The 24512-nt window shown below is 65.7% G+C and carries 18 protein-coding genes; 9 read left to right on the top strand and 9 right to left on the bottom strand.

What is annotated here, in order from left to right; translation table 11 throughout:
- The first annotated feature begins 16 nt into the window (after positions 1 to 16).
- The 3 genes from AC3IPM_RS09130 (at position 17) to AC3IPM_RS09120 (ending at position 6940) form a co-directional block, all read left to right on the top strand.
- Positions 17 to 5572 carry an RHS repeat protein gene (locus AC3IPM_RS09130; protein ID WP_489303654.1) on the top strand — a complete coding sequence of 1852 codons (5556 nt, stop codon included), beginning with the start codon at positions 17 to 19 and terminating at the stop codon, positions 5570 to 5572.
- A gap of 551 nt (positions 5573 to 6123) precedes the next feature.
- Positions 6124 to 6363, top strand: a complete 240-nt coding sequence (locus AC3IPM_RS09125) for a hypothetical protein (protein ID WP_489303652.1) — start codon at positions 6124 to 6126, stop codon at positions 6361 to 6363.
- Positions 6364 to 6385: 22 nt separating this feature from the next.
- The gene (locus AC3IPM_RS09120) at positions 6386 to 6940 is read left to right on the top strand and encodes a hypothetical protein (protein WP_489303650.1); all 555 of its coding nucleotides are present in this window, start codon (positions 6386 to 6388) and stop codon (positions 6938 to 6940) included.
- 69 nt (positions 6941 to 7009) lie between these two features.
- Here the strand turns inward: AC3IPM_RS09120 and recJ are convergent, their stop codons facing one another.
- From recJ to dapB, 6 genes are all read right to left on the bottom strand, one after another.
- A complete protein-coding gene (recJ, locus tag AC3IPM_RS09115) occupies positions 7010 to 8743 on the bottom strand; it encodes a single-stranded-DNA-specific exonuclease RecJ (protein WP_489303648.1) in 1734 nt (577 codons plus the stop codon).
- A gap of 171 nt (positions 8744 to 8914) precedes the next feature.
- Complete coding sequence (locus tag AC3IPM_RS09110; protein WP_489303646.1) at positions 8915 to 9832, bottom strand: phosphoglycerate mutase; 918 nt, start codon at positions 9830 to 9832, stop codon at positions 8915 to 8917.
- 6 nt (positions 9833 to 9838) lie between these two features.
- Complete coding sequence (gene greA / locus AC3IPM_RS09105) at positions 9839 to 10303, bottom strand: transcription elongation factor GreA (protein WP_489304068.1); 465 nt, start codon at positions 10301 to 10303, stop codon at positions 9839 to 9841.
- 8 nt (positions 10304 to 10311) lie between these two features.
- Positions 10312 to 13554, bottom strand: coding sequence for a carbamoyl-phosphate synthase large subunit (carB, locus tag AC3IPM_RS09100; RefSeq protein ID WP_489303644.1), 3243 nt, complete (start codon positions 13552 to 13554; stop codon positions 10312 to 10314).
- A 68-nt stretch (positions 13555 to 13622) separates the two neighbouring features.
- Complete coding sequence (gene carA, locus AC3IPM_RS09095; RefSeq protein WP_489303642.1) at positions 13623 to 14753, bottom strand: glutamine-hydrolyzing carbamoyl-phosphate synthase small subunit; 1131 nt, start codon at positions 14751 to 14753, stop codon at positions 13623 to 13625.
- A gap of 225 nt (positions 14754 to 14978) precedes the next feature.
- Positions 14979 to 15719, bottom strand: a complete 741-nt coding sequence (gene dapB / locus AC3IPM_RS09090) for a 4-hydroxy-tetrahydrodipicolinate reductase (protein ID WP_489303640.1) — start codon at positions 15717 to 15719, stop codon at positions 14979 to 14981.
- Between the two features lie 163 nt (positions 15720 to 15882).
- On the opposite strand from dapB, the gene AC3IPM_RS09085 reads away from it, so the two are divergent.
- The gene (locus AC3IPM_RS09085; RefSeq protein ID WP_489303638.1) at positions 15883 to 16284 is read left to right on the top strand and encodes a MerR family transcriptional regulator; all 402 of its coding nucleotides are present in this window, start codon (positions 15883 to 15885) and stop codon (positions 16282 to 16284) included.
- Between the two features lie 54 nt (positions 16285 to 16338).
- Entirely contained in the window at positions 16339 to 16920 is a 582-nt protein-coding gene (locus tag AC3IPM_RS09080; protein WP_489304066.1) for an NAD(P)H-dependent oxidoreductase, read from the top strand.
- 243 nt (positions 16921 to 17163) lie between these two features.
- On the opposite strand, the gene AC3IPM_RS09075 is transcribed toward AC3IPM_RS09080, so the two are convergent.
- From AC3IPM_RS09075 to AC3IPM_RS09065, 3 genes are read right to left on the bottom strand one after another with little or no spacing between them, the layout of a single operon-like run.
- Positions 17164 to 17418, bottom strand: coding sequence for a DUF6587 family protein (locus AC3IPM_RS09075; protein ID WP_489303636.1), 255 nt, complete (start codon positions 17416 to 17418; stop codon positions 17164 to 17166).
- Positions 17418 to 19277 (bottom strand): ferrous iron transporter B, encoded by a 1860-nt coding sequence (gene feoB / locus AC3IPM_RS09070; RefSeq protein ID WP_489303634.1) that lies wholly within the window; start codon positions 19275 to 19277, stop codon positions 17418 to 17420. The genes AC3IPM_RS09075 and feoB overlap by 1 nt, the downstream gene beginning before the upstream one ends.
- Positions 19274 to 19528 (bottom strand): FeoA family protein, encoded by a 255-nt coding sequence (locus AC3IPM_RS09065; protein ID WP_489303632.1) that lies wholly within the window; start codon positions 19526 to 19528, stop codon positions 19274 to 19276. Before AC3IPM_RS09065 ends, feoB begins: the two co-directional genes overlap by 4 nt.
- Before the next feature lie 118 nt (positions 19529 to 19646).
- Here AC3IPM_RS09065 and AC3IPM_RS09060 point away from each other — a divergent pair, with 118 nt between their 5' ends.
- The 4 genes from AC3IPM_RS09060 to AC3IPM_RS09045 all read left to right on the top strand — a co-directional run bounded on the left by AC3IPM_RS09060 (position 19647) and on the right by AC3IPM_RS09045 (position 24487).
- Entirely contained in the window at positions 19647 to 20435 is a 789-nt protein-coding gene (locus AC3IPM_RS09060; RefSeq protein WP_489303630.1) for an enoyl-CoA hydratase-related protein, read from the top strand.
- 17 nt (positions 20436 to 20452) lie between these two features.
- Entirely contained in the window at positions 20453 to 20839 is a 387-nt protein-coding gene (locus tag AC3IPM_RS09055; protein WP_489303628.1) for a VOC family protein, read from the top strand.
- Positions 20840 to 21032: 193 nt separating this feature from the next.
- Positions 21033 to 21926: a hydroxymethylglutaryl-CoA lyase gene (locus tag AC3IPM_RS09050; RefSeq protein ID WP_489303626.1), complete on the top strand. Its 894-nt coding sequence runs from the start codon at positions 21033 to 21035 to the stop codon at positions 21924 to 21926.
- Positions 21923 to 24487: a sensor domain-containing protein gene (locus AC3IPM_RS09045; RefSeq protein WP_489303624.1), complete on the top strand. Its 2565-nt coding sequence runs from the start codon at positions 21923 to 21925 to the stop codon at positions 24485 to 24487. Before AC3IPM_RS09050 ends, AC3IPM_RS09045 begins: the two co-directional genes overlap by 4 nt.
- Positions 24488 to 24512 lie beyond the last annotated feature (25 nt).

Genomic DNA, 24512 nt, shown 5'->3' with positions numbered 1-24512 from the left:
TGGGCAAGGAAGCGCCATGGTCATCCGCTTTACCTCTCCGAATCCGCTCGTTGACGCGTCGTCTGACAAGCCTGCGACAACGATCCGCGCCAAAGACCCCCGCTCGATCTGCGCAGGAGCGAAACGCTACCCCACCCGTACCGCCCCGTGGCGACGTCTTGGCCACGTTGTGGCACTTCTCGCTCTATCGGCTGGAACGCCTGTTGCGAGCAGTTGGGCGGCAACAAGCGTCGAACCGTATCAGGAGTATTCGCAGAAGGTGCGCGCCGCCCAGCAGCTGTCAGCACTGGACGATGGTCTCTTCGGCGACAGTGTGAGTCTCTTCAACGGCGGCACCGAGTTCGGTATCGCCGATATCTCCCTGTCAGGCAACGATGCCCTGCCCGTCGAGCTTCGCAGGCGCCTGAATATCGTCGCCGAGCCAGTCATTGGTCACATCGACAAGTTTGGTGGTGTTGGTAACTGGGACGTGGATGTACCGAGCATCTCAGGTGTGGTGGATGCGTTCTTTAAATGGAACACCAACTCGGTCGGCCAAGCCAAACAACGTTGCGCCGAGCGTCTCTACCCGTCGACAGGAACTCAGGCGCGGCTCAGCGACATCTTCCACGGATTCACCGTTCGCATCCCCGGCAAGGGAAGCAAGGCCTTGCTCGCCCGCGAAGTGACCTCTACCTTCCCCAAGCTTGGCGAGGGGGATGCGGCCTTGTGGTCAACCCGTGACCTGGATGGCTTCACCTGCACCCCCATGAAGAACGGATACCCGGGTGATGGATTCATCATGCACACCCCGGATGGGTTGAAGTACATATTCGATATTGGTGTCGAGCGGTCCATCGCTGCAGTTCAAGGACGAAACAGAACCACTCGTGCGCGCGTGCAGGTGTTTCTTCTGGCAAGCCGCATCGAGGATCGATTCGGCAACAGCGTGGACTATCACTACAGCAGCGAAGGCTATCCACAGCGCATCGTCGCCAGCGACGGCCGCGAGATCGCACTGACCTATGTCAATGGTCGCCTCAGCCAGGGGGAGGCAAACGGCCGTCGTTGGCAGTATGGATACAGCGGCGACAGCCTGACCTCGGTGGTGCTTCCAGATCAAAGCGCATGGAGCTACGGATATAGCGGCAGCCTGAAACCGCTGTATGAAATGTGGGACGCCGAACTTGGGCCGGGCTGCATGAATGTCCCTCCGGTGACCGATGCGGCATTCACACTGAACGCCGCTCATCCCTCCGGTGCACAAGGCCAGTTCGAGTTCCGCCACCTGCGACACCCCCGCAGCGGTGTGCGCAAAAGCGTCTGCGTCATCGATGTTCCGGGTGTCGGCGGCGAACCCCACACCTACTACCTGGGTACGCCCAACTACTACGACATGTTCAGCCTGGTGGCCAAGTCGATCTCGGGGCCTGGCCTGGACACTCCCCATGCATGGCATTACCGATACGGCAGTGGTCGCTCAGCATACTGGGGCACCGCCGTACCGGTTCCGTACACACCTTGTACTGATCGCGCCGTGTGCTCGGTGGGCAAGACATCTTCAATTCTCCAGCCGGACGGAACAACGGATCTCTATCGATACGGAATGCAGTTCGGCGTCAACGAGGGTACGTTGCTGGGTAAGCGCCGCGTTGACGTGGGCGGAAGGGTCGTCCGGGAGGAGACGTACGAGTACATCAGTGATGACGAAGTGGTCGGCCAGCCATTCTCTCCACGCTATGGGGCCTTGTGGGGCGGCAATGATGTTTCTACAACGTATGCACGCCCCATCAAACGTACTGTCATTGCACAAGATGGTTTCATCTCCAATGCAGATCCAGACGCGCCCCCCTCGACCCCACAGAGTGCAGGCACTCTGACGAACGGCTGCCAAGGTACAGGCTGCGGGACGTGGTTCAACCTGCCCCAGCCATCCACCATCAGCGCTTCCAGTGGCAATCAGCAGGCGGCAGATTCCTACCTGGAAGAAGTTCAGCAATTCGATGCGTATGCGAGGCCGTTGCGGTATCGCCGATACAACAGCTTGGGCTACTCACGAGTGGAAACTCAGGAGTATCAGGACAATATCGGCCGCTGGGTGCTGGGACAGACGGCGCGCGCCACCATCGACGGCGTGGAGACAACGCGCACCGAATTCGATGCCACTACTGCCCTCGCCGTACGTGAATACTCCTTCGGCAGGAACACTCGAAGCTTCAGCTATCACGCCAATGGTTCGCTTGCGACGGTTACAGATGGCAATGCACGTGTCACCCATCTGGACAACTGGTACCGAGGGCTGCCGCAGCTGATCCGCCATCCTGATGGCACCAGCCTGTCCGCCGTTGTCGATGGGAATGGATGGGTGCAATCTGCCACCGATGAGAACGGCTATGTCACCGGCTATGGCTATGATGCTGCCGGCCGTATCACCCGCATCATCTATCCGAGCACGAACGGGACTGCGTGGAACAACGTAGCCGCGCGATTTGAACAGGTTCAATCTCCTGAGGTTGGCCTCAGCGCGGGTCATTGGCGTCACGTCTCCACGGTCGGTCAGCAGAAGAAGACCACCTACTTCGACGCATTCTGGCGCCCAGTCGCGGAAAGCCTTGAAGACACTGCCAGTCCTGCCGCCAGTGAGCGCTGGCAGGCGCGGCGATATGACACCTCCGGGCGGAACGTATTCGAGTCCTTCCCACGCAATCCAGCTGCGGATGGCACAGTGCCGTTCAATGCTGTGATGCCAGGTTCGTATCAGGCGTACGACGCGCTTGGTCGACTGGTCGAAAAACGGCAGGACAGTGAGCTCGGAGTCCTCACAACCAGAACGGACTATCTGGGCGAGCTCATAGTGCGCAACATCAACCCGCGCAATCAAGTCACGATCACCAGTCATCAGGCGTACCACCAGCCCACCTACGACTTGCCGCGCGACATCAGCATGCCGGAAGGCGTATTCATGGACATCGGTCGCGATGTCTTTGGACGTGTCACCTCATTGCGCCGCAGGAACGGTGATGCCAGCCAGAGCGTCTGGCGGCGCTACGTCTATGACAATCACGGCCAGCTCTGCAAGAGAATTGAGCCGGAAGATGGATCGACCGTGATGGAGTACGACGCGACAGGCAACACGATCTGGACGGTCAATGGTTTGGACCTGCCTGACGCCGCCGCGTGCAATCGCACTGAAGCCTATGCCTCCGGTCGGCGGGTTGATCGCAGTTACGATGCCCGGAACCGAGTCAGCACCCTGCGCTTCCCGGATGGCCGCGGCAGTCAGACGTTCAACTACTGGCCAGATGGACTGCCCCGATCTGTCACCACCCAGAATGACAGCGCCGGGCAGCTCGTAGCGATCAACGCCTTCGACTACAACAGCCGCCGCCTGCTAAGCGGAGAGTCACTGAACCCCGGCGATGGCCAGCTCCGCAGCGTCGGCTATGGCTATGACGCAAACGGCAATCTCAGCCGGCATGTGCTTCCATCCGGGCGCATATTGACCTACGCGCCCAATGCACTGGGACAGCCCAGTGGCGTCTGGGAGCAGTCGACAGGCGTGGCGCTGGCTGGCAGCGTGAGCTACTACCCGAACGGCGCAATCAGATCATTCGTGTACGGAAACGGAATTCCCCACACACTTCAATTGAACGCTCGCCAGCTCCCGTCGCGCAGCACCGACGTCGGCGTGCTTGATACAGGCGTGACCTACGACGCGGCCGGCAACACGGCGCAGCTTCTGGATGGCGTGCGCGGCCAGCACTACGACCGAACGATGGCCTATGACGGGATGGACCGGCTGATCGAAGCACGTTCCTGCAGCTTCGGTGGTGATTGTGTGCATCGCTATACATATGACGCCCTGGACAACATCGCCAGCTGGCAACTTGGTGGCGTCAAACAGCACTTCTATTGGTACGACAACAAGAACCAGCTGACCAATATCCGGAATGAAATCGGAAGCACAGTGATCGGCCTGAGCTACGACGCACAAGGCAACCTGAGCAGCAAGAACGGTCAAGGCTACGAGTTCGACTACGGCAATCGACTGCGCGGTGCCGTGGGCAAAGAAAGCTATCGTTATGACAGCCAGGGGCGCCGCGTGTCATCAATGGATGAGGCCGGTGGGGAGATTCGTTCGCTCTACAGCCTCGATGGCGTGCTTCGACGGACGGAGGATCTCCGCAAAGGCCAGGATACCGAGTATGCCTACCTCGGTGGGAGTCTGGTTGCGCGACTGATTGTCGACCACGTACCCAGCGTACCGACACCACCGAAGCTGACACTTCCCGCGTTCAGTAACAGTGGAACCTATACAGCGCAATGGAGCTCTGCAGCCGGTGCTGCACGCTACGAGCTGCAGGAGCAGATCAACTTCGGTGACTGGCAGGATCTCTACAGCGGCACTGCTACCCAGTACATCGTGGCTGGACGCTCGGACGGCAACTATAGCTACAGGCTTCGCGGCTGCGCGTCTGCCTGTGGATCGTGGAGCGCAGTCCAGAGCACGGCGGTAGCCCTGCCGCCGTCGGGCGAACCCGTGCTCAGTGCACCTGCCCTCGTGGTGGGCGGGAACTACGTTGTCGGCTGGTCCGCGGTCAGCGGTGCCAGCGAGTATTCACTTGAGGAAAGCGTGAATGGCGCCGCTTGGCAGGACGTCTACACCGGGTCTGGGCTGACACACGCTGTCTCGGGCAAGGCAGGCGGTCGCTACCAGTATCGCGTGAAAGCCTGCAACCCGGCGGGTTGTGGCGCGTTCTCTGACGTACGCACAGTAGACGTCGTGGGTGCACCCAACACAGCCCCAATACTCAGCATGCCCGACTACAGCGGCTCGGGCTCCTTCACCGCCACCTGGAATGCCGTGGCGGGAGCCTCGAGCTACGAGCTGGAGCAGCAGCGAGGCGGGCCTTGGACCCGCGCCTACTTTGATGCCCAGAGCAGCGCCGTGATCAGTGGCCTTGCCACCGGGAACTACCAGTTCCGGGTCAGGGGATGCAACAGCGCCGGATGCGGCCCCGCATCTTCGCCGATGCCAATCCAGGTACTCGTGCCGCCAGCATCTCCGACGCTGAGCGCACCAGCCAGCAGCAATGCGCCTCAGTACTCGATCTCATGGACCGCTTCGGAGACGGCAACCAGCTATGTGCTTGAAGAGGCCGCCAACGGCAGCCAGTGGACTCAAGTTCACAATGGAGCCTCCACCTCTGCAACCGTCTCAGGGCGGGGCGACGGCAGCTACCTCTACCGGGTACAGGCCTGCAACCGCTCCGGCTGCGGCAACTATTCCGGCACCGTGTCCACAACGATCTACCTACCCCCTGCTCTACCGCGGATCACCAACTCCACCCGAACTGGCGCACCCAAGATTCTCTGCTCTGTCATGTGGACAGCGAGTCCCACTGCTGAACGTTACGAGCTGATGGCCTATCAGACCGGAGTCGTGCAGTACTCGGGGCCCAATAAGAGCTACGGCCACGTCACGCGGGCCTGTTCACCGACCCACGTTGTTCGTGCCTGCAACAGCGCCGGTTGCTCGGATTGGTCAAGCCCGCCTACACCTCAGGTCTTCGTGCCAGGAGAGGTGAACTAATGATGAGACCATTGGTGGGCAGCGCGAGCGGTGCAACACGGTACCCGGCTCGGGCTTTAAGCCGGTACAACGCCCTTCTGTATCTTCTAGCTGCGTTGGGCATTTCGGCGGCCCAAGCTCAGACGTCCAGAGTTGAGTACATTCATACAGACATTCTGGGCAGCCCTGTCGCAGTAACAGATGCTACCGGCCAGACTATCGAGCGCACGGATCAGCTTGAGGCAGCCAACAATGTCTATACGGATCATTGAAAGCTCGGCCATCTGCATGCTCCTGGTACCGATGGCGAATGCCACGGAGCCAGGCGCGCTGTTGAGCAGGCCGGAGTGCGGCATGCACGGGGAGTTACACGAACCGGTATGCAGGCAGTCATTCCAGACACTTGCAATGGGTGCTGGCAGGTTGGATACGCATCTCATTGCGATCACCGGTCATCTGGTCATCTGGTCAAGATCCAGGGTGAATTCATCCTTTTCCAAGACCCTGTGACCTATCGCTACTCCCGAGGTGTCGGGGGCATTCGACTCAAGGTCGGTGATACAAGCCAGATCATGGAGTCGCTCGTATCGCCCGATGCATCGAGCAGCTTGCTGCTGGGGCGTGAAGCATGCCAGCCGGTCACGATCAGAGGGCGCTACTCCGCCAGCTACGAGGACGCGCTTTGGTCCATGGGGACCTTGGACATGCTCGAACAAGCCCCTGTGAGCCGGCTCTTTCCGGAAGGAGTATCAGTGGAGATCAACACGGCCGACCAGATTGACCTGAAACGCATGTGTGCGGACAAGAACTGAAGCCACTGAGAGGCAGCCGACAATGTCCATACGGATCACCAGCGCACTTGCGGCCTTTATGTTTCTGACGCCATTCGCAGCAGACGCTGCCGAGCCCGAGAACCTGCTGGGAAGGCGTGAGTGCGGCATGCATGGAACGCTGCATGAGCCCGTATGCAGGCAGTCCTTCCTGACGCTCGCCTCAGGCACTGCAAGGCTCGACGGCCACCTCATTTCAATCACCGGCCACCTCGTCAAGATCGTGGGCGAGTTTCTCCTCTTCCAGGACCCGGTCGCCTACCGCTACTCCGGAGGGATCGGCGCCATTCGAATCAAGCCTGGCGAGGCCAAACAGGTCTTGGACGCCCTCGTATCGCCCGAGGAGCCGAGCAGCCTGCTGCTGGGGCGCGAGGCGTGCAACCCGGTCACCATTCACGGGCGCTACACAGCCACCTACGAGGACGAGCTATGGTCCATGGGAACAGTGGAAATGGTCGGGCAGTTCCCCGACACCCGGCTCTTTCCGGAAGGCATGTCGGTGGAGATCAGGAGCGTGGACCAGGTTGACCTGAAACGCATGTGCGCGGGCAGGAACTGAGGCAACGACCGCAAGCGAACGCCGAAGATCGGGGCCAGCGGTGCCAACAGACCCCGCTACATCCCGGCTTCAAACGTCCGCGCAATGCTCGATGATCAACTGGATCGCCCCACCGCCACGGTAGTCGTCACTGACCAGCCGGTAGGCGATGTGGACATGGTTGGCCGGCGCGTTGCCGGTCCAGCCACTGAAATGGATGGCGTTGAGCGGTTCGGTGCGACCGGGCACGCGCAGGCTGAGTTTCAGGTGTTTTTCCTTCAGCACCTGCCAGCGCGCCACCTGGAAATGGCCGTCGAACAGCGGTTCCGGGAAGCCCTGCCCCCATGGCCCGGCCAGGCGCAGGGCCTCGGCATGGCGGAAATCGAGTTCGCCCGGGGCCAGCTCACCATCGCTGAGCAGCTGCTGCTGCAACGCGGCCGGGTCCATGCTGGCCTGGACTACGGCGATGAAGGCCTGCTGGAAATCGTCCAGCCGCGCATGCGGCAGGCTCAGCCCGGCGGCCATGGCGTGGCCACCGAACTTGTCGATCAGCCCCGGATGCGCTGCGTTGACCAGCGCCAGTGCATCACGGATGTGGAAGCCGGCAATCGAACGCGCCGAGCCGCGCAGGGAATCGCTGCCCGGTTCGGACGGGGCGAAAGCGATCACCGGCCGATGCAGCCGATCCTTCATCTTCGAGGCAACCAGGCCGACCACGCCGGGATGCCATTCGGCGTCGAACAGGCAGGCCGCGATCGGGCGCTCGCCTTCGGCGCTGAGCACCGCACGTGACACCGCCAGTTCGGCATCGTCGGTCATCAGCTGCTGCACGGCGCGACGCTCGGCGTTGATCTGCTCCAGCGTGGTGGCGATCTCGCGCGCCTGCGTACGATCTTCGGTGAGCAGCAGTTCGATGCCCAGCGCCATGTCTTCCAGACGCCCGGCGGCGTTCAAGCGCGGCCCCAGCGCGAAGCCGATGTCGGTGGCGCTCAGCCGCGCTGGATCCCGGCCGCTGGCTTCGATCAGTGCCTGCAGGCCGACACAGCCCTGCCCGGCGCGCAGCCGGCGCAGACCCGCTGAGACCAGGGCGCGGTTGTTGGCATCGAGCACGACCAGATCGGCGACGGTACCGACCGCGACCAGGTCCAGCAGGGTCAGCAGATCCGGCTCGCGGGTGGCGGCAAACGCGCCCTGCTCGCGCAGGTGGCGGCGCAGCGCCATCAGCACGTAGAAGATCACGCCCACGCCGGCGAGCGCCTTGCTCGGGAACGCGTCGCCGTTGATGTTGGGATCGACGATGGCATCGGCCGGCGGCAGCTGCTCACCGGGCAGATGGTGGTCGGTGACCAGCACTTTCCAGCCCAACGCCTTGGCCGCGGTCACACCGGCATGGCAGGCGATGCCATGGTCCACGGTGACCAGCAGGCCCGGCTGCAGCGGCGCCAGATCGGCGACCAGCGTCGGCGACAGGCCATAGCCGTGCAGCATGCGGTTGGGCACAGCATGTACCACATCGCGTGCGCCGAGCATGCGCAGCCCGCGCACACCGACCGCGCAGGCGGTGGCACCGTCGCAATCGAAATCGCCGACCACCAGGATTCGCTCATTGGCCGCAATCGCCGCAGCCAGCAAAGCCACCGCGTTCTGCATGCTGCCCATCAGCTCCGGCGCGTGCAGCTGCGCCAGCTTCGGCTGGGCCTGCGCGGCATCGGTGACACCGCGCGCGGCGTACAGGCGCTGCAGCAGCGGCAGCATGTCGGCCGGCCACGCGGCCAGGGTGGGCACGGGACGGCGCTGGATCTGGGGGGAATCGGGAGAAGGCAAGGCAGGCTCGATCGGGGATGAAAGGTGCTGCCAATGGCAGCCCCCAACATGATACCCGCGGTAGTGCCGGCCGCTGGCCGGCAACCTCCTGGAATCGGGCGGTATGAGGTTGCCGGCCAGCGGCCGGCACTACCCATGCGGCCGTGCGAGGTTGCCGGCCAGCGGCCGGCATTACCCGTGCAGTTGCAGGGGCTTTTTCCAGAACTGCCAGCGCTGGCCCTTGTCGATCTCAAAACGTGCGCCGTCCTCGAAATCCAGCACCAGCCGACGCAGTTCGCCGCGCTGCAATGCGGCCAGCAACGGGCGGATCGCATCGTTGCCGAGTTGTTCCAGCGAACGCAGCTGGCGCAGGTCGACCAGCGCGTCCACCTGCTGGTCGCCATCGGCCTGTACACCGGCCGCCTTGGCCAGCGCCTGCAGCAGCGACTCGCGGCTGCGGACCTGCACGTGCGCGGTGCTGACGCACTGCGGCAGTTCGCCGCCGCCCCAGAACCACAGCGAGTTGATCGCCCGCTTGCCCGCCGCCACGCGCTGCGCGTTCCAGTCGTGCTGGTGCAGCACCACCTGCGCTTCGGTCAACAGGGCACGCCAGCGGCGTCCGGTCTCGCCTTCCGGCAGATAGGCGAACAGGTCATCGCCGAGCACCTCATCGGGCGAGGCAAACGCCGGCAACGTGGTGCCCGGTGGCAGCCGCAGGTACCAGCGCGACGGCTGCGGTGCATCCAGGCTGAAACCGAAGCCGGCAAACAAGGGTTGCAGTGCAGGCAACAACCGGGCGACGTCCTCCGGCTCGGGCCGCAGCGTGTCGCCGTGGCCCATCATCCGTGCGCCGTGCATATCCGGCACCACATAGGCCGGATCGGCACGCAGCCAGACAGCATCGCCCGCATCGCCGACGTCCAGCTGGCGGGTCAAGGCGGCGACCGGCCACTGTGCAGGCTGCAGCTGGAAATGCCGCTGCAGCTGGGCACGCTCGCCGGGTTCGACGCTGCTGCGAACCGCCCGTCCCAGCGCCTTTGCCACATCTTCGGGCAACGGCGCAGCCGGAAACCGGCTGCGTGCGGGCAGCAGCAGCGTCGCTGTCGCCATCGTCACTCAGTCCAGGTACTGGACGCTGACGATTTCGTACTCGCGCTGGCCGGCCGGTGCGTCGATGGTGACCGCGTCGCCTTCCAGCTTGCCGATCAACGCACGCGCCAGCGGCGAGGAAATCGCGATCAGGCCGAGTTTGATGTCGGCCTCCAGATCACCCACGATCTGGTAGCGCTTCTCTTCCTCGCTGTCCATGTCGGAGAGCTCGACAGTGGCACCGAACACCACCTTGCTACCGGCGTTGAGCTTGGAGATGTCGATGATCTCGGCATGCGAGAGCTCGCCTTCCAGCTGCTTGATGCGGCCTTCGATGAAGCCCTGTTCCTCGCGCGCGGCGTGGTACTCGGCGTTTTCCTTCAGGTCGCCATGCGCACGCGCTTCGGCGATCGCGGCAATGACCTTGGGACGCTTGACCCCCTTGAGGTGGTCAAGTTCTTCGCGCAGACGCTGCGCGCCCTTCAGGGTGATCGGGGCTCTCATGCATTCAACTCCTTGTGCAGTTCCTGCAGCGACCAGACCGGGCCGGTCCCGCGGAATTCCAGAGATTGCACCAGCGCCTTGGCGCCGGCAATGGTGGTCGAGTAGGTGACGCGGTGCTGCAGCGCCTCGCGACGGATCGAGAACGAATCGTTGATCGCCGCACGCCCTTCGGTCGTGTTGACGATGTAGACGATGTCGCCATTCTTGATCGAATCGACGATGTGCGGACGGCCTTCGACCACCTTGTTGACGATTTCGCAGTCCATGCCGTGCTGCTGCAGCCACGCGCCGGTGCCACGGGTGGCCACCAGGGTGTAACCGCGCTCCAGCAGGGCCTGGGCGACCGGCAGCACACGCTGTTTGTCCGGATCGCGGACCGAGACGAAGGCCTTGCCCAGCGGCGGGGCCTTGATGCCACCGGCTTCCTGCGCACGCGCGAAGGCGGCGCTGAAGCTGCGGCCCACGCCCATCACTTCACCGGTGGAGCGCATCTCCGGCCCGAGGATCGGATCGACACCCTGGAACTTGGCGAACGGGAAGATCGCTTCCTTGACCGAGTAGTACTCCGGCACGATTTCCTTGGTGGCGCCCTGCTCGGCCAGGCTCTTGCCGGCCATGCAGCGCGCGGCGATCTTGGCCAGCGGCATGCCGGTGGCCTTGGACACGAACGGCACGGTGCGCGAGGCACGCGGGTTCACTTCCAGCAGGTACACGATGTCTTCGCCGTTCTCGCCGACCTGGATCGCGAACTGGGTGTTCATCAGGCCGACCACGTTCAGCGCCTTGGCCAGCTCAACCACCTGGCGACGCAGCTCGGCCTGGGTTTCAGCGGACAGCGAGTACGGCGGCAGCGAGCACGACGAGTCACCCGAGTGCACGCCGGCCTCTTCGATGTGCTCCATCACGCCGCCGATCAGCACGTTGCCGTCCTTGTCGGCAATGATGTCCACGTCCACTTCCACGGCATTGTCGAGGAAGCGGTCCAGCAGCACCGGCGAGTCGTTGGAGACCTTCACCGCGTCGCGCACGTAGCGGGCCAGGTCGGATTCGCCGTAGACGATTTCCATCGCGCGGCCGCCCAGCACGTAGCTCGGGCGCACCACCAGCGGGTAGCCGATCTCGCGTGCCAGCAGCAGGGCTTCCTGGTCGTTGCGGGCGATGCGGTTCGGCGGCTGCTTCAGGCCGAGCTTGTCGACCAGCTGCTGGAAACGCTCGCGGTCTTCGGCCAGGTCGATGGAGTCCGGCGAGGTGCCGATCACCGGCACGCCGTTGGCTTCCAGCGCGCGCGCCAGCTTCAGCGGGGTCTGGCCGCCGTATTGCACGATCACGCCCTTGGGCTGTTCCAGTTCGACGATCTCCAGCACGTCTTCCAGCGTCAACGGCTCGAAGTACAGGCGGTCGGAGGTGTCGTAATCGGTGGAGACGGTTTCCGGGTTGCAGTTGACCATGATGGTTTCGAAGCCATCCGCGCGCAGCGCCAGTGCGGCGTGTACGCAGCAGTAGTCGAACTCGATGCCCTGGCCGATGCGGTTCGGACCGCCGCCCAGGATCATGATCTTGTCGCGGTTGCTCGGCGCCGCTTCGCACTCGTCCTCGTAGGTCGAGTACAGGTAGGCGGTGCCGGTGGCGAACTCGCCCGCGCAGGAATCCACGCGCTTGTACACCGGGCGCACCTTGTGCGCACGACGCAGCGCGCGCACGGCCGCTTCGTTGGTGCCGGTCAGCTCGGCCAGGCGCGCATCGGAGAAGCCGGCACGCTTGAGCTTGCGCAGGCGGGCGGCGTCCAGTGCATCGATGCCGTCAGCGGCCAGGTCGGCCTCGGCCTGGATGATCTCTTCGATCTGGTCCAGGAACCACGGGTCGATGTGCGACAGCGCAAACACGTCTTCCACGCTGAAACCGGCGCGGAACGCGTCACCGACGAAGAACAGGCGCTCCGGGCCCGGGGCCTTGAGCTCACGCTTGATCGTGGTGATGTCGTCTTCGTTGGACAGGTCCAGACCGGTCGGGTCGAGGCCGATCTTGCCGGTTTCCAGGCCACGCAGCGCCTTCTGCAGCGACTCCTGGAAGGTGCGGCCCATCGCCATCACCTCGCCCACCGACTTCATCTGGGTGGTCAGGCGCGCGTCGGCCGCCGGGAACTTCTCGAAGGCGAATCGCGGGATCTTGGTGACGACGTAATCGATCGACGGCTCGAACGAGGCCGGGGTCAGGCCACCGGTGATCTCGTTCTTCAATTCGTCCAGGGTGTAACCCACGGCCAGCTTGGCGGCGACCTTGGCGATCGGGAAGCCGGTGGCCTTGGAGGCCAGTGCCGAGGAACGCGACACGCGCGGGTTCATCTCGATCACCACCACGCGGCCGGTGGTCGGGCTGATGCCGAACTGCACGTTGGAGCCGCCGGTGTCCACGCCGATCTTGCGCAGCACGGCGATGGAGGCATCGCGCAGGCGCTGGTATTCCTTGTCGGTCAGGGTCTGCGCCGGCGCCACGGTGATCGAGTCACCGGTGTGCACGCCCATCGGGTCCAGATTTTCGATGGAGCACACGATGATGCAGTTGTCGGCGGTGTCGCGCACCACCTCCATCTCGAACTCCTTCCAGCCCAGCACCGACTCTTCCACCAGCACTTCGGTGGTCGGGGACAGTTCCAGGCCGCGGGTGACGATGTCGATCAGCTCTTCGCGGTTGTAGGCGATGCCGCCACCGCTGCCGCCCAGGGTGAAGCTGGGGCGGATGATGGTCGGGTAGCCGACACGGGCCTGGATCTCGATCGCTTCTTCCAGCGTGTGCGCCACGGCGGCCTTGGGGCAGTCCAGGCCGATCTCGCCCATGGCCACGCGGAACAGCTCGCGGTCTTCGGCCATCATGATCGCGTCGCGCTTGGCGCCGATCAGTTCGACGTTGTACTTCTCCAACACGCCGTTGTCGGCCAGGTCCAGCGCGCAGTTCAGCGCGGTCTGGCCGCCCATGGTCGGCAGCAGGGCATCGGGCTTTTCCTTGGCGATGATCTTCTCGACCGTCTGCCAGTTGATCGGCTCGATGTAGACGGCGTCGGCCATCTCCGGGTCGGTCATGATGGTGGCCGGATTGCTGTTGACCAGCACCACGCGGTACCCCTCGTCACGCAGGGCCTTGCAGGCCTGGGCGCCGGAGTAATCGAACTCACAGGCCTGGCCGATGACGATCGGGCCGGCACCGATGATGAGGATGGTTTTTAGGTCAGTGCGCTTGGGCATTGTCTTCTCTAAGTCAGTACAGCGTGTCGGGGGTGACTGCGCCGCGCCTTCGGCAGCGGCGCGGTGGATCAGGCCTTGGCCTGCGCCATCAACGTCACGAAACGGTCGAACAGCGGGCTGACATCGTGCGGACCCGGCGATGCTTCCGGATGGCCCTGGAAGGAAAACGCCGGCACGTCGGTGCGTGCGATGCCCTGGTTGGTGCCGTCGAACAGCGAACGGTGGGTCACCCGCAGGGTCGCCGGCAGCGAGGCTTCATCCACCGCGAACCCGTGGTTCTGCGAGGTGATCATGACGCGGCCGTCGTCCAGGTCCTGCACCGGATGGTTGGCGCCGTGGTGCCCGTGGCCCATCTTGACCGTCTTGGCGCCGGAGGCCAGCGCAAGCAGCTGGTGGCCCAGGCAGATGCCGAAGGTCGGCAGCTTCTTGTCCAGGAACACCTTGATCGCCGCGATCGCGTAGTCGCACGGTTCCGGATCGCCCGGGCCGTTGGACAGGAACACGCCATCCGGGTTCATCGCCAGCACGTCGGCGGCCGGGGTCTGCGCCGGCACCACGGTGATGTCGCAGCCGCGTTCGGCCAGCATGCGCAGGATGTTGAGCTTGGCGCCGAAATCGTAGGCCACCACCTTGAAGCGCGGTGCGGCGGACGCGAACGCGTTGCTGTTCAGGTCGAGCTGGCCCTCGTTCCAGCTGTAGGCCTTGTCGGTGCTCACCACCTTGGCCAGGTCCATGCCCTTCAGGCCCGGGAACTTGCGCGCCGCTTCCAGTGCCGTTTCCACATTGATGTCATCGCCGGCCATCAGCGCACCGTTCTGGGCGCCGCGCTCGCGCAGGATGCGGGTCAGCTTGCGGGTGTCGATGCCGGAGATGGCGACCACGCCGCGCTGCAGCAGCCAGTCCTGCAGCGACACCTGGCTGCGCCAGTTGCTGGGACGGCGCGGCACGTCGCGCACGATCAGGCCAGCCGACCACACCTTGTGGGCTTCGTCATCCTGGTCGGTCATGCCGGTGTTGCCGATATGCGGGTAGGTCAGCGTGACCATCTGCCGGGCGTAGGAAGGATCAGTCAGCACTTCCTGGTAACCGGTCATGGCGGTGTTGAACACCACCTCACCGACGGACAGGCCGGGCGCGCCTACGGATTCGCCCTCGAATACGGTGCCGTCTTCGAGGACGAGGATTGCGGCTTGGGTCACGGAAATCTCACTTTGGCTACCGAGGGGTCGCCGAAGTCACGCCTGCGCTCCACGAAAAAGCGGCTGCAAAAAAGCGCGGACTGCGGTTCGGGACCGGTCCGGCTGTCGTGATTCGGCGAGCGGGAATTGTAAAGGCAAGCACCCCGCGACGCCAGCGTTTGCATGCATCCGCTGGCGTATCCACGTGAAGGGCCCGCCGATGGTTCAGGCGGACCCGGCCCCTGCTCAGGCTGTCGGGGCGGGGCCGGCCCCGGCCAGCAGGTCGCGGACCCGGTAGCTGCCGGGCGTGCGCCCATTCAGCTGGATGGCGGCAAACAGCGCGCCACGGGCGAAAATGTCGCGGTTGGTGGCCCGGTGGGTCAGCTCGATGCGCTCGCCCAGCCCGGTGAACTGGACCAGGTGCTCACCGACGATGTCGCCGGCGCGCAGGCTGGCGTAGTGCGGCTGCGCCCCGCCCTTGAGCGCGGCGGCGCCCAGAGTCAGCGCGGTGCCCGAGGGCGCGTCCTGCTTGTGCACGTGGTGGGATTCGACGATATCGCAGTCCCAGCCGGCCAGCGCCGCGGCCGCGCGCTCGACCAGCTCGTCCAGTACTGCCACGCCCAGGCTGAAGTTGGACGCCCACACCAGCGGAATGCCCGCCGCCGCCTGGATCAGCGCCTGGCGCTGTGCCTCGCTGATGCCGGTGGTGCCCGAGACCAGCCCGGCCCCGCGTGCCACGCACAGTGCCAGCACCGGGTCGAAGCCTTCGGGCAGGCTGAAGTCGATGGCCACATCGAACGGCGGCGCACCGGACAGCTCACTGGCAGCGAAATGCGGCACACCCTCGATCACGCGCTGCACGGGCGCGCGCCGGGTCACGGCCGCCACTACCTGCAGGGCCGGGTTGTCGGCCGCCAGCCGGAGCAAAGCCTGGCCCATGCGACCGGAAGCACCGTGGATGAGCAAACGAAGCGGAGAAGTAGTCATGCACGCAGGCTAGCGGTTGCCGACGATGCCGCCAAGGGGCTGCGCAGCCAATCGCGCTTGCTACCCTGATGGCCCGATCTTTCCTGGCGAGCGTTCCATGCAATTTTTTCCGCGACGTGTGCTGGTCACCGGCGGTGCCCGCGGCCGGGTACGGGACTGAACGATGCGGATTTCCGAAGTCGCGCGGCGCACGGGTGCCAGCCAGAAGGCGATCCGTCTGTATGAGGCGCGTGGGCTGCTGGCCACGGTGCCGCGGATCAACCGCTACCGCGACTACAGCGCGCAGGATCTGAACATGGTGCTGCTGATCCGCCAGGCCCTCGCGCTGGGCTTCCGCCTGGCGGACGTGGCACCGCTGCGGCGTGCCGATGGCGCGATCGACTGGGCACGGGTGGACACGATGCTGGCGGGCCGACAGCAGGCAGTGCGCGCGGAATCCCAACGATTGCAGGCACTGGATGCCGCGCTGTCCGGGCTGCGCGTGGAGGTGACCGCGCTGATCGATGCCGGCGGTCACGCCCCGCTGGACGCCTGCCTGGCGGTAGGCGACTGCCAGCCGGCTTGACTCTGCCCCATGGGGCAGACCCCAGGCTGCGCGCTCCTCCACTGCCGCGATCGCCTGCCTTTGAACATTGTGATCCTGCTCGGTCATCCCGACGCCGACAGCCTGTGTGGTGCCCTCGCCGACCGCTACCAGCAGGCCGCGCTCGCTGCCGGCCACCGGGTGCAGCTGTTCCGCCTGGGCGAACTGGCCTTCGACCCGATCCTGCGCCACGGCTATCGCCAGATCCAGCCGCTGGAGCCGGACCTGCTGCGCGCCACGGAAGCGATCCGCCAGTGCGAGCATCTGGCGCTGGTCTACCCGACCTGGTGGGGTGGCATGCCGGCGCTGCTGAAGGGCTTCTTCGACCGCGCGTTCGTGCCCGGCTACGCGTTCCGCTATCGCAAGGATTCGCTGTGGTGGGACCGCCTGCTCAGCGGCCGCAGCGCGCGGGTGATCACCACGCTGGACACGCCACCGTGGTACTACCGCTGGGTCTACCGCATGCCGGGGCACCAGCAGATCCGCCGCACCATTCTGCAGTTCTGCGGGATCAAACCGGTCAGGATCACCGGCTTCGGGCCGGTGCGGAGCGCAAGCAGCACCCAGCGCGACGCCTGGCTCAAGCAAGTCGACGCACTCGGCGCCCAAGCCCGGTAGAGCCACGCCATGCGTGGCTGCAGCAGCCGAACGCCAACGGCACAAAGGCAAGAGCCGGCGTCTCATTGATCCAAGCTTGGAGGGTACCGGGTAACCCCGCCCAGGACACGCCGTGAACCCATCCATGGGGGCTCGTCCACAACCTCCATGTTGTGGACGGTCCTGGGCGGGGTTACCCGGCACCCTCCACATGGATGGCTGTCTTCAACGGCAGGTAGAGCCACGCCATGCGTGGCTGCTCGCTCAATGCTGCTTCGGTGGCGTCGGCCCGCAACTGTCGCAGCCGCCACAGGCGCCGCCACCGCCGCTGGCCGGCGGGGCGATCTTCCGGCCCAGCGCCTGCAGCCACGCGGCGCGCTGCGGCTTCACCAGCCCCAGCGCGATGGCCCCGCGCGCCTTGCGCACCGTGCCGGGAAACTGCTTTTTCAACACCACCCACGCACTCACCACCACGGCCAGCGCGATGACGACGTACTGCAACAGCAGGCTGGTCTCCATCAGCCGCCGCCCAGGGCCACGGTCACCTGGTAGGTGATCAGCGAGGCAATGTAGGCCGCAGCGAACAGATAGAACGTGGCAAAGCCCATCTGCTTCCACGAGTTGGTCTCGCGCTTGATCGTGGCCAGCGTGGAGATGCACATCGGGGCGTAGATGTACCAGACCAGCAAGGACAGCGCCGTGGCCAGCGACCAGCCATCGCTGATCAACGGCGTCAGCGCCTGGCTGGCCGCATCATCGTCGGCCGCCGACAGCGCATACACCGTGGCCAGCGAGGCCACCGCCACTTCGCGTGCGGCCAGGCCCGGGATCAGCGCGATGCAGATCTGCCAGTTGAAGCCCAAAGGCGCGAAGAACACCGCCATCGCATGGCCGATCTGGCCGGCGAAGCTGTAGTCGATCGCCGGCATCGTCGCGCCCACCGGCGCGGCCGGGAACGACAGCAACACCCACAGCAGGATGGTCAGCGCCAGGATGATGCCGCCCACGCGCTTGAGGAAGATCATGCCGCGTTCGTACAGCCCCACCGCCAGATCGCGCGGGTGCGGGATGCGGTAGGACGGCAGTTCCAGCATCAGCGGATGCTCGCTTTTGTCGCGGCGCCACTTCTTCATCGTCCACGACATCGCCAGCGCACTGACGATACCGGCCGCGTACAGGCCGAACAGCACCAGACCCTGCTGATTGAAGATGCCCCACACGGTCTTTTCCGGAATGAACGCACCGATCAGCAGCGCGTACACCGGCAGGCGTGCCGAACAGGTCATCAGCGGCGCCACCAGGATGGTGGCCAGGCGGTCGCGCGGATCCTGGATGCTGCGGGTGGACATGATGCCCGGCACCGCGCAGGCAAAGCTGGACAGCAGCGGGATGAACGAGCGCCCGGACAGGCCGGCGGCGGCCATCATGCGATCCAGCAGGAACGCGGCACGCGGCAGGTAGCCCGATTCCTCCAGCGCCAGGATGAAGGCGAACAGGATCAGGATCTGCGGCAGGAACACGATCACCCCGCCGACGCCGGCGATGATGCCGTCGGTCAGCAGGCTGTTCAGCGGCCCGGCCGGCAAGGCGCCACCTACCCATTGGCCGAGCGCCCCGGTACCGGCTTCGATCAGGTCCATCACTGGGGTGGCCCAGGCGTACACCGCCTGGAAGATCAGGAACATCACCACGGCCAGGGTCAGCAGCCCGAACACCGGGTGCAACAACCAGCGATCCAATGCGTCGTCGATTTTGGCGGTGCGCGTGGGCATGCTGACCGACGCGTTGAGGATGGCGCGCACGCGGGCGTGATAGTCACTGTCCGTATCGGCGGCCGCCACCGGTGCCTGCAGGTGCGGCACCATCGCGTCCAGGCGTTCGACCAGCTGGGCGGCACCGTGGCGGCGCACGGCCACCGTTTCCACCACCGGCACGCCGAGTGCCTGCTCCAGCGCCTGCACGTCGATCTTGATGCCGCGGCGTTCGGCCGCATCGACCATGTTCAACGCCACGATCATCGGCTTGCCGAGCTCGCGCAGCTCCAGCGCGAAGCGCAGGTGCAGGCGCAGGTTGGTCGCATCGACCACGCACAGCAGCACGTTCGGCGCGGCCTCGCCCGGGTAGAAGCCCCGGCACAGGTCGCGGGTGATCGCTTCGTCCAAACTGGCCGGCTGCAGGCTGTAGGCCCCCGGCAGGTCGAGCACGGCGAACTCGCGTCCGGACGGCGCGCGCAGGCGGCCTTCCTTGCGCTCCACGGTCACCCCGGTGTAGTTGGCCACTTTCTGGCGGCTACCGGTGAGCTGGTTGAACAGCGCGGTCTTCCCGCTATTGGGGTTGCCCACCAAGGCCACGCGCAGCATTGCAGCGTCGGCGCTCATGCGCGGCCTCCGGCAACAATATCGGTGATCACGATGCGCGCCGCTTCACTGCGGCGCAGGGCAAAGCGCGTAAACCCGACCTGTACCAGCAGCGGCTCGCCGCCGACCGGACCACGGGCTACCAGACGCACATCTTCACCCTTGACGAAACCGAGTTCTCGGAGCCGCCGGGCGATGGCATCGTTTGCGTGTAGTTCCTGCACGGATTCCACCAGGGCGGAGCCGTGCAAAGGCAGTTCGGACAACGTCACAGAGCGCCTTCTGGTTGATAAGAATGGTTATCAATTCTAGCATCGCCGCGTCGCGTCATGGCCCGCGCCGCCTGGCCCGCTATGATCCATACATGTATGGAGCAACCGCAGGCCCCCCATGAGTGAAGCATTACGGATCGAACGCAGCGCCTCGGTGCTGACCCTGTGGCTGAACCGCCCCACCCTGCACAACGCCTTCGACGCGGCGTTGATTGCCCAGCTGACCGCGGCGCTGGAGGCGGCCGGGCGCGACGACCATGTACGCGCCGTGGTGCTGGCCGGCACGGGCGCCTCCTTCTCGGCCGGCGCGGACATGCAGTGGATGCGCGGCATGGCCGCCGCCAGCGAGGAGGACAACCGCCAGGATTCGCTGGCGCTGGCCCGGCTGATGCGCACCCTGGACGAGCTGCCCAAGCCCACCATCGCCCGCGTCCACGGCGCGGCGTTCGGCGGCGGGGTCGGCCTGGTGGCCTGCTGCGACATCGCCATTGCCAGCACCGTGGCCCGCTTCGGCCTGACCGAAAGCCGGCTGGGGCTGCTGCCGGCGGTGATCTCCCCCTACGTGATCGATGCGATCGGCCCGCGCCAGGCCCGCCGCTGGTTCGCCACCGGCGAGCACTTCGATGCCGAAACCGCCCTGCGCATCGGCCTGGTTCACCAGCTGATCGAACCTGAACGGATCGACGAGGCCGTGCAGCGCCAGCTCGGCCTGCTCGACAAGGCCGGCCCGATCGCTTCGTCCTCGGCCAAGGAACTGGTGCGCCGGGTCAGCGTGGGTCGTGACCGCGACGCCCTGGACCGCGACAACGCTGCGCTGATCGCCCGCCTGCGGGTCTCCGCGGAGGGCCAGGAGGGTCTGGGCGCGTTCCTGGACAAGCGCGCCCCGCACTGGGTCACCCAGGACTGAGCCGAAAGGAGATTTCCATGCTTGACCATATCGGTATCCGCTGCGCCGACTTCGCGCGCAGCCTGGCCTTCTTCCAGCAGGCTCTGGCGCCGCTCGGCATCGGCGTGGTGATGCAGGTGAGCGCCGAACAGAGCGGCGACTACGACCATGCCGGCTTCGGCCGCACCGGCAAGCCGGACTTCTGGATCGGCAACGCGCCAGGCGCGGGCGGCGGCGTGCACGTGGCCTTCAGTGCGGCCAGCCGCGCCGATGTCGATGCCTTCCACCAGGCGGCGCTGGCGGCCGGCGGCCAGGACAATGGCGGCCCCGGCATCCGCGCCTACTATCACCCGGACTATTACGGGGCCTTCGTGCTGGACCCGGACGGCAACAACATCGAAGCGGTCTGCCACCGCCCCGGCTGAGCCGCCGCATCCGGCCCATGCGCCCCGCGGGCGTACACCGCGAGCTGGCCGCTTTGTCGCCCAGCCCGCGTATCCCCTTTTCGTGGCCCACCGGGGAAGGTGGGTCACCCTCTTCTGCCAGGTACCCCTGTGATCCGACCCCTGCCCCGCCTGTTGTTGGCCGCGTGTCTTCCCGTCCGCCGGGAGGCCCGCCATGGATGATTTCGTCCGTATCGTCGAAGTCGGTCCGCGCGATGGCCTGCAGAACGAAGCCCAGCCGGTGGCCACTGCCGACAAGATCGAGCTGATCCGCCAGCTCTCGCAGACCGGCCTACTCACCATTGAAGCCACCAGCTTCGTCAGCCCGCGCTGGGTGCCGCAACTGGCCGACGCAGCCGAGGTCTATGCGGGCATCGTGCGTGTGCCCGGCATCGCCTACCCGGTGCTGGTGCCCAACGAACAGGGCTACGACCGCGCCCGCGCGGTGGGCGTGGAGGAAGTGGCGGTGTTCACCGCCGCGTCGGAAACCTTCAACCGCACCAACACCAATGCCGGCATCGACGAATCGCTGGCGCGGTTCGCGCCGATCCTGGCGCGCGCCGCCACCGACGGGGTCAAGGTGCGCGGCTATGTCTCCACCGTGCTTGGTTGCCCCTACCAGGGCGAGGTGGCGGTAAGCGAGGTGGTGCGCGTAGCCAAGGCCCTGCATGCGATGGGCTGTTACGAAATCTCGCTCGGCGACACCATCGGTGTGGGCACCCCGCGCAAGGCGCGCGCGATGTTGCACGCGGTGGCCAGCGAAGTGCCGATGGCCGCGCTCGCCGTGCACTTCCACGACACCTACGGCCAGGCGCTGGCCAACATCGATGCCTGCCTGGAGGAAGGTGTGCGCGTGGTCGATTCGGCCGTTTCCGGCGCCGGCGGTTGCCCGTATGCCAAGGGCGCCAGCGGCAACGTGGCCAGCGAAGATGTGGTTTACCTGTTGCACGGCATCGGCATGCGTACCGGCATCGACCTGCCGGCACTGGCCGCGACCGGGCGTTGGCTGGCAGGTCTGCTCGGCCGGGAAACCGGCAGCAAGGCCGGCAAGGCGCTGGCGGCGTTGTGAACGGCAGCGGCCCGCGCCCGGACGCTGCGGTTGGCGATCACCTCGCCGCCCACGTCCACGCGCTGGCCGCACTGGAACGCGCCCTGGCGCAGCCGCCGGGCGAGGACCTGCATGGCGTGCTGCACGACGTACAGCAGGCGCTGCAGGAAGCCATGGACGAGCGGCAGTCGGCGCTGCGCCGTTACGCCGCGCTGTTCGATGCCGTACCTGATCCGGTCAGCATCCTCAGCGAATCCGGGGTGGTGCTGGACCTCAACAAGGCCGGCGTGCACGCCTACGGGCGCAGCCGCGAGGACATCATCGGCCAGCCGATCGAGCTGTTGAACCCGGACCTGCCCAGCGACCATCTCGACCCGGTCTGGGAAGCGCTGCGCCGCGGCGAGACCTATGTCATCGAGGTCACCAACATGCGCGGCGACGGCAGCCGCTTCCCGGTCGAGGTGCACTCGGCGGGGTTCGAGCATGGGGGCGAGCACTGCATCGTCGCGGTGGCGCGCGATCTGAGCAGCCGCTGGCAGGCTGAATCGCGCTACCGGCTGCTGATGGAATCCATCGACAAGGGCGTGATCCTGTTCGACCGCCAGCTGCGGGTAGTGTCGGCCAATCCGGCCGCGCACCGCATCCTGGGCACCCAGGGCAATGGCGGCAGCCTGCAGGCGCTGCTGGCCCCGGACGACTGGATCAGCGTGGACGAGCACGGCCATCCGCTGACCCGCGAACAGTGGCCGGCCAGTATTTCCCTGCAACTGGGGCGGATCGTACGCAGCACCATCGTCGGCCTGTACCACCGGCCACGCGGGCGGATGATCTGGATCTCCACCACCAACGTACCGGTCTACAGCAACGGCCGCGACTGCCCGGACCATGTGTTCGCGCTGTTCAGCGACATCACCGAACTCAAACGCAACAACACCCTGTTCGACCGCGCCCAATCGCTGGCGCACATCGGCGGCTGGGAATGGGACCGCGGCCTGCAGCGGCTGTACCTCACCGACGAGGCCGCACGCATCCTCGGCCAGGAACTGCCGTTGCACGACATGGCGCACCTGCTGGAATGCCTGCGCGTGGATGACCGCTCGCAGCTGCAGCAGGCCCTGTTGGATGTGATCGACCGCCAGGTGCCGTTCGAGCTGGAGTTGCAGGGCCAGCGCAGCGACGGCCATTCGTTCTGGGTGCGGATGATCGGCGAGGCCGAAGCCGGTGACGTTGATGCCGCGCGCATCGCCGGCACCGTGCAGGACATCACCGCGCGCAAGCAGGCCGAGGAAACCCTGCGCATCCAGGCGCGCACCGACCCGCTCACCGGGATCATGAACCGCGATGCGGTCCTCAACGACCTGGCCGCGCGGATGGCCAGCCCCACCCATTGCCGGGTTGCGGTGCTGTACATCGACCTGGACCGCTTCAAGACCGTCAACGACCTGCTCGGCCACAACGCCGGCGACGAGCTGTTGATCGACGCCACCCGCCGCATCAGCACCGCGATCGGGACCGAAGGGCTGCTGGCCCGGTTCGGCGGCGATGAGTTCCTGGTGGTGTGCGACACCCGCGACCAGGCCGATCAGCCCGAGCGCCTGGCCGATGCGATCACCCACGCCTTCAGCACGCCGTTCCGCTTCGGCAGCGACGAGTTCGCGGTGACCACCAGCATCGGCATCGCGCGCGCGCCGCAGGATGGCCTGCGCCCGCAGCAGCTCATCCAGAACGCCGACATCGCCATGTACGACTGCAAGCGCCGCACCCGCAACGGCTGGCAGGTGTTCTCCCCGGAACTGGCGCAGCGCCAGCACGACCGCCTGCAGATCGAGAGCCGCCTGCACCGGGCGCTGGACGATGACGAGTTCCATCTGGTCTACCAGCCGCAGGTAAACCTGCACAGCGGCCAGATGGTGGCCGCCGAAGCGCTGATCCGCTGGCGCAACTCACAGCTGGGTGAACTGCGCCCGGACATCTTCATCGGCCATGCTGAAAGCACCGGCGACATCGTGCGGATCGGGCAGTGGGTGCTGCGCGAGGCCTGCCGCCAGGTGCGTCAGTGGCAGGACGCCGGGCTGGGCATCGTGCGGGTGGCGGTCAATGTCTCCTACCGGCAGTTCGTCGGCGAGGATCTGGCGCGCAACGTGCGCCAGGTGCTGGACGAGTTCGGCCTGCCCGGCAGCGCGCTGGAACTGGAGTTCACCGAGCGGGTGCTGATCGAGGATGCCCCGGATACCCTGCAGACCTTCGCGCGGCTGCGTGAAATGGGCGTGCTGCTCACCATCGACGATTTCGGTGAGGGCTACAGCGCGCTGAACTACCTGCGCCGCCTGCCGATCCACGGATTGAAACTGAGCCAGTTGTTCGTCGAAGGAGTGCCCGGCAACCGCTCGGACGTGGCGGTCTGCGAGGCGGTCTGCGGCATCGCCCGCAGCCTGGGCCTGGGCCTGGTCGCCGAGGGCATCGAATCGGAGCCGCAGCGCCAGTTCCTGCGGGCCCTGGGCGTGCCGGTCGGTCAGGGCTTCCTGTTCGCCCCGGGCCTGTCGGCCGACGAGTTCGCCCGGCGCCTGGCGCGCCGGCATTGAACCCCACCACGCGCTGCACAACGGC

It is taken from the genome of Stenotrophomonas sp. GL_111, from assembly GCF_057835245.1.
This window is presented reverse-complemented; position numbering and strand designations above follow the sequence as displayed.

Excerpts from the sequence above, each read along its gene's own strand:
- AC3IPM_RS09050 (WP_489303626.1), top strand. The coding sequence starts at position 21,033 with ATGGATGATTTCGTCCGTATCGTCGAAGTCGGTCCGCGCGATGGCCTG.
- dapB (WP_489303640.1), bottom strand. The coding sequence starts at position 15,719 with ATGACTACTTCTCCGCTTCGTTTGCTCATCCACGGTGCTTCCGGTCGC.
- AC3IPM_RS09130 (WP_489303654.1), top strand. The coding sequence starts at position 17 with ATGGTCATCCGCTTTACCTCTCCGAATCCGCTCGTTGACGCGTCGTCT.
- AC3IPM_RS09085 (WP_489303638.1), top strand. The coding sequence starts at position 15,883 with ATGCGGATTTCCGAAGTCGCGCGGCGCACGGGTGCCAGCCAGAAGGCG.
- AC3IPM_RS09055 (WP_489303628.1), top strand. The coding sequence starts at position 20,453 with ATGCTTGACCATATCGGTATCCGCTGCGCCGACTTCGCGCGCAGCCTG.
- feoB (WP_489303634.1), bottom strand. The coding sequence starts at position 19,277 with ATGAGCGCCGACGCTGCAATGCTGCGCGTGGCCTTGGTGGGCAACCCC.
- AC3IPM_RS09125 (WP_489303652.1), top strand. The coding sequence starts at position 6,124 with ATGGAGTCGCTCGTATCGCCCGATGCATCGAGCAGCTTGCTGCTGGGG.
- carB (WP_489303644.1), bottom strand. The coding sequence starts at position 13,554 with ATGCCCAAGCGCACTGACCTAAAAACCATCCTCATCATCGGTGCCGGC.
- AC3IPM_RS09120 (WP_489303650.1), top strand. The coding sequence starts at position 6,386 with ATGTCCATACGGATCACCAGCGCACTTGCGGCCTTTATGTTTCTGACG.
- AC3IPM_RS09110 (WP_489303646.1), bottom strand. The coding sequence starts at position 9,832 with ATGGCGACAGCGACGCTGCTGCTGCCCGCACGCAGCCGGTTTCCGGCT.
- AC3IPM_RS09060 (WP_489303630.1), top strand. The coding sequence starts at position 19,647 with ATGAGTGAAGCATTACGGATCGAACGCAGCGCCTCGGTGCTGACCCTG.
- AC3IPM_RS09075 (WP_489303636.1), bottom strand. The coding sequence starts at position 17,418 with ATGGAGACCAGCCTGCTGTTGCAGTACGTCGTCATCGCGCTGGCCGTG.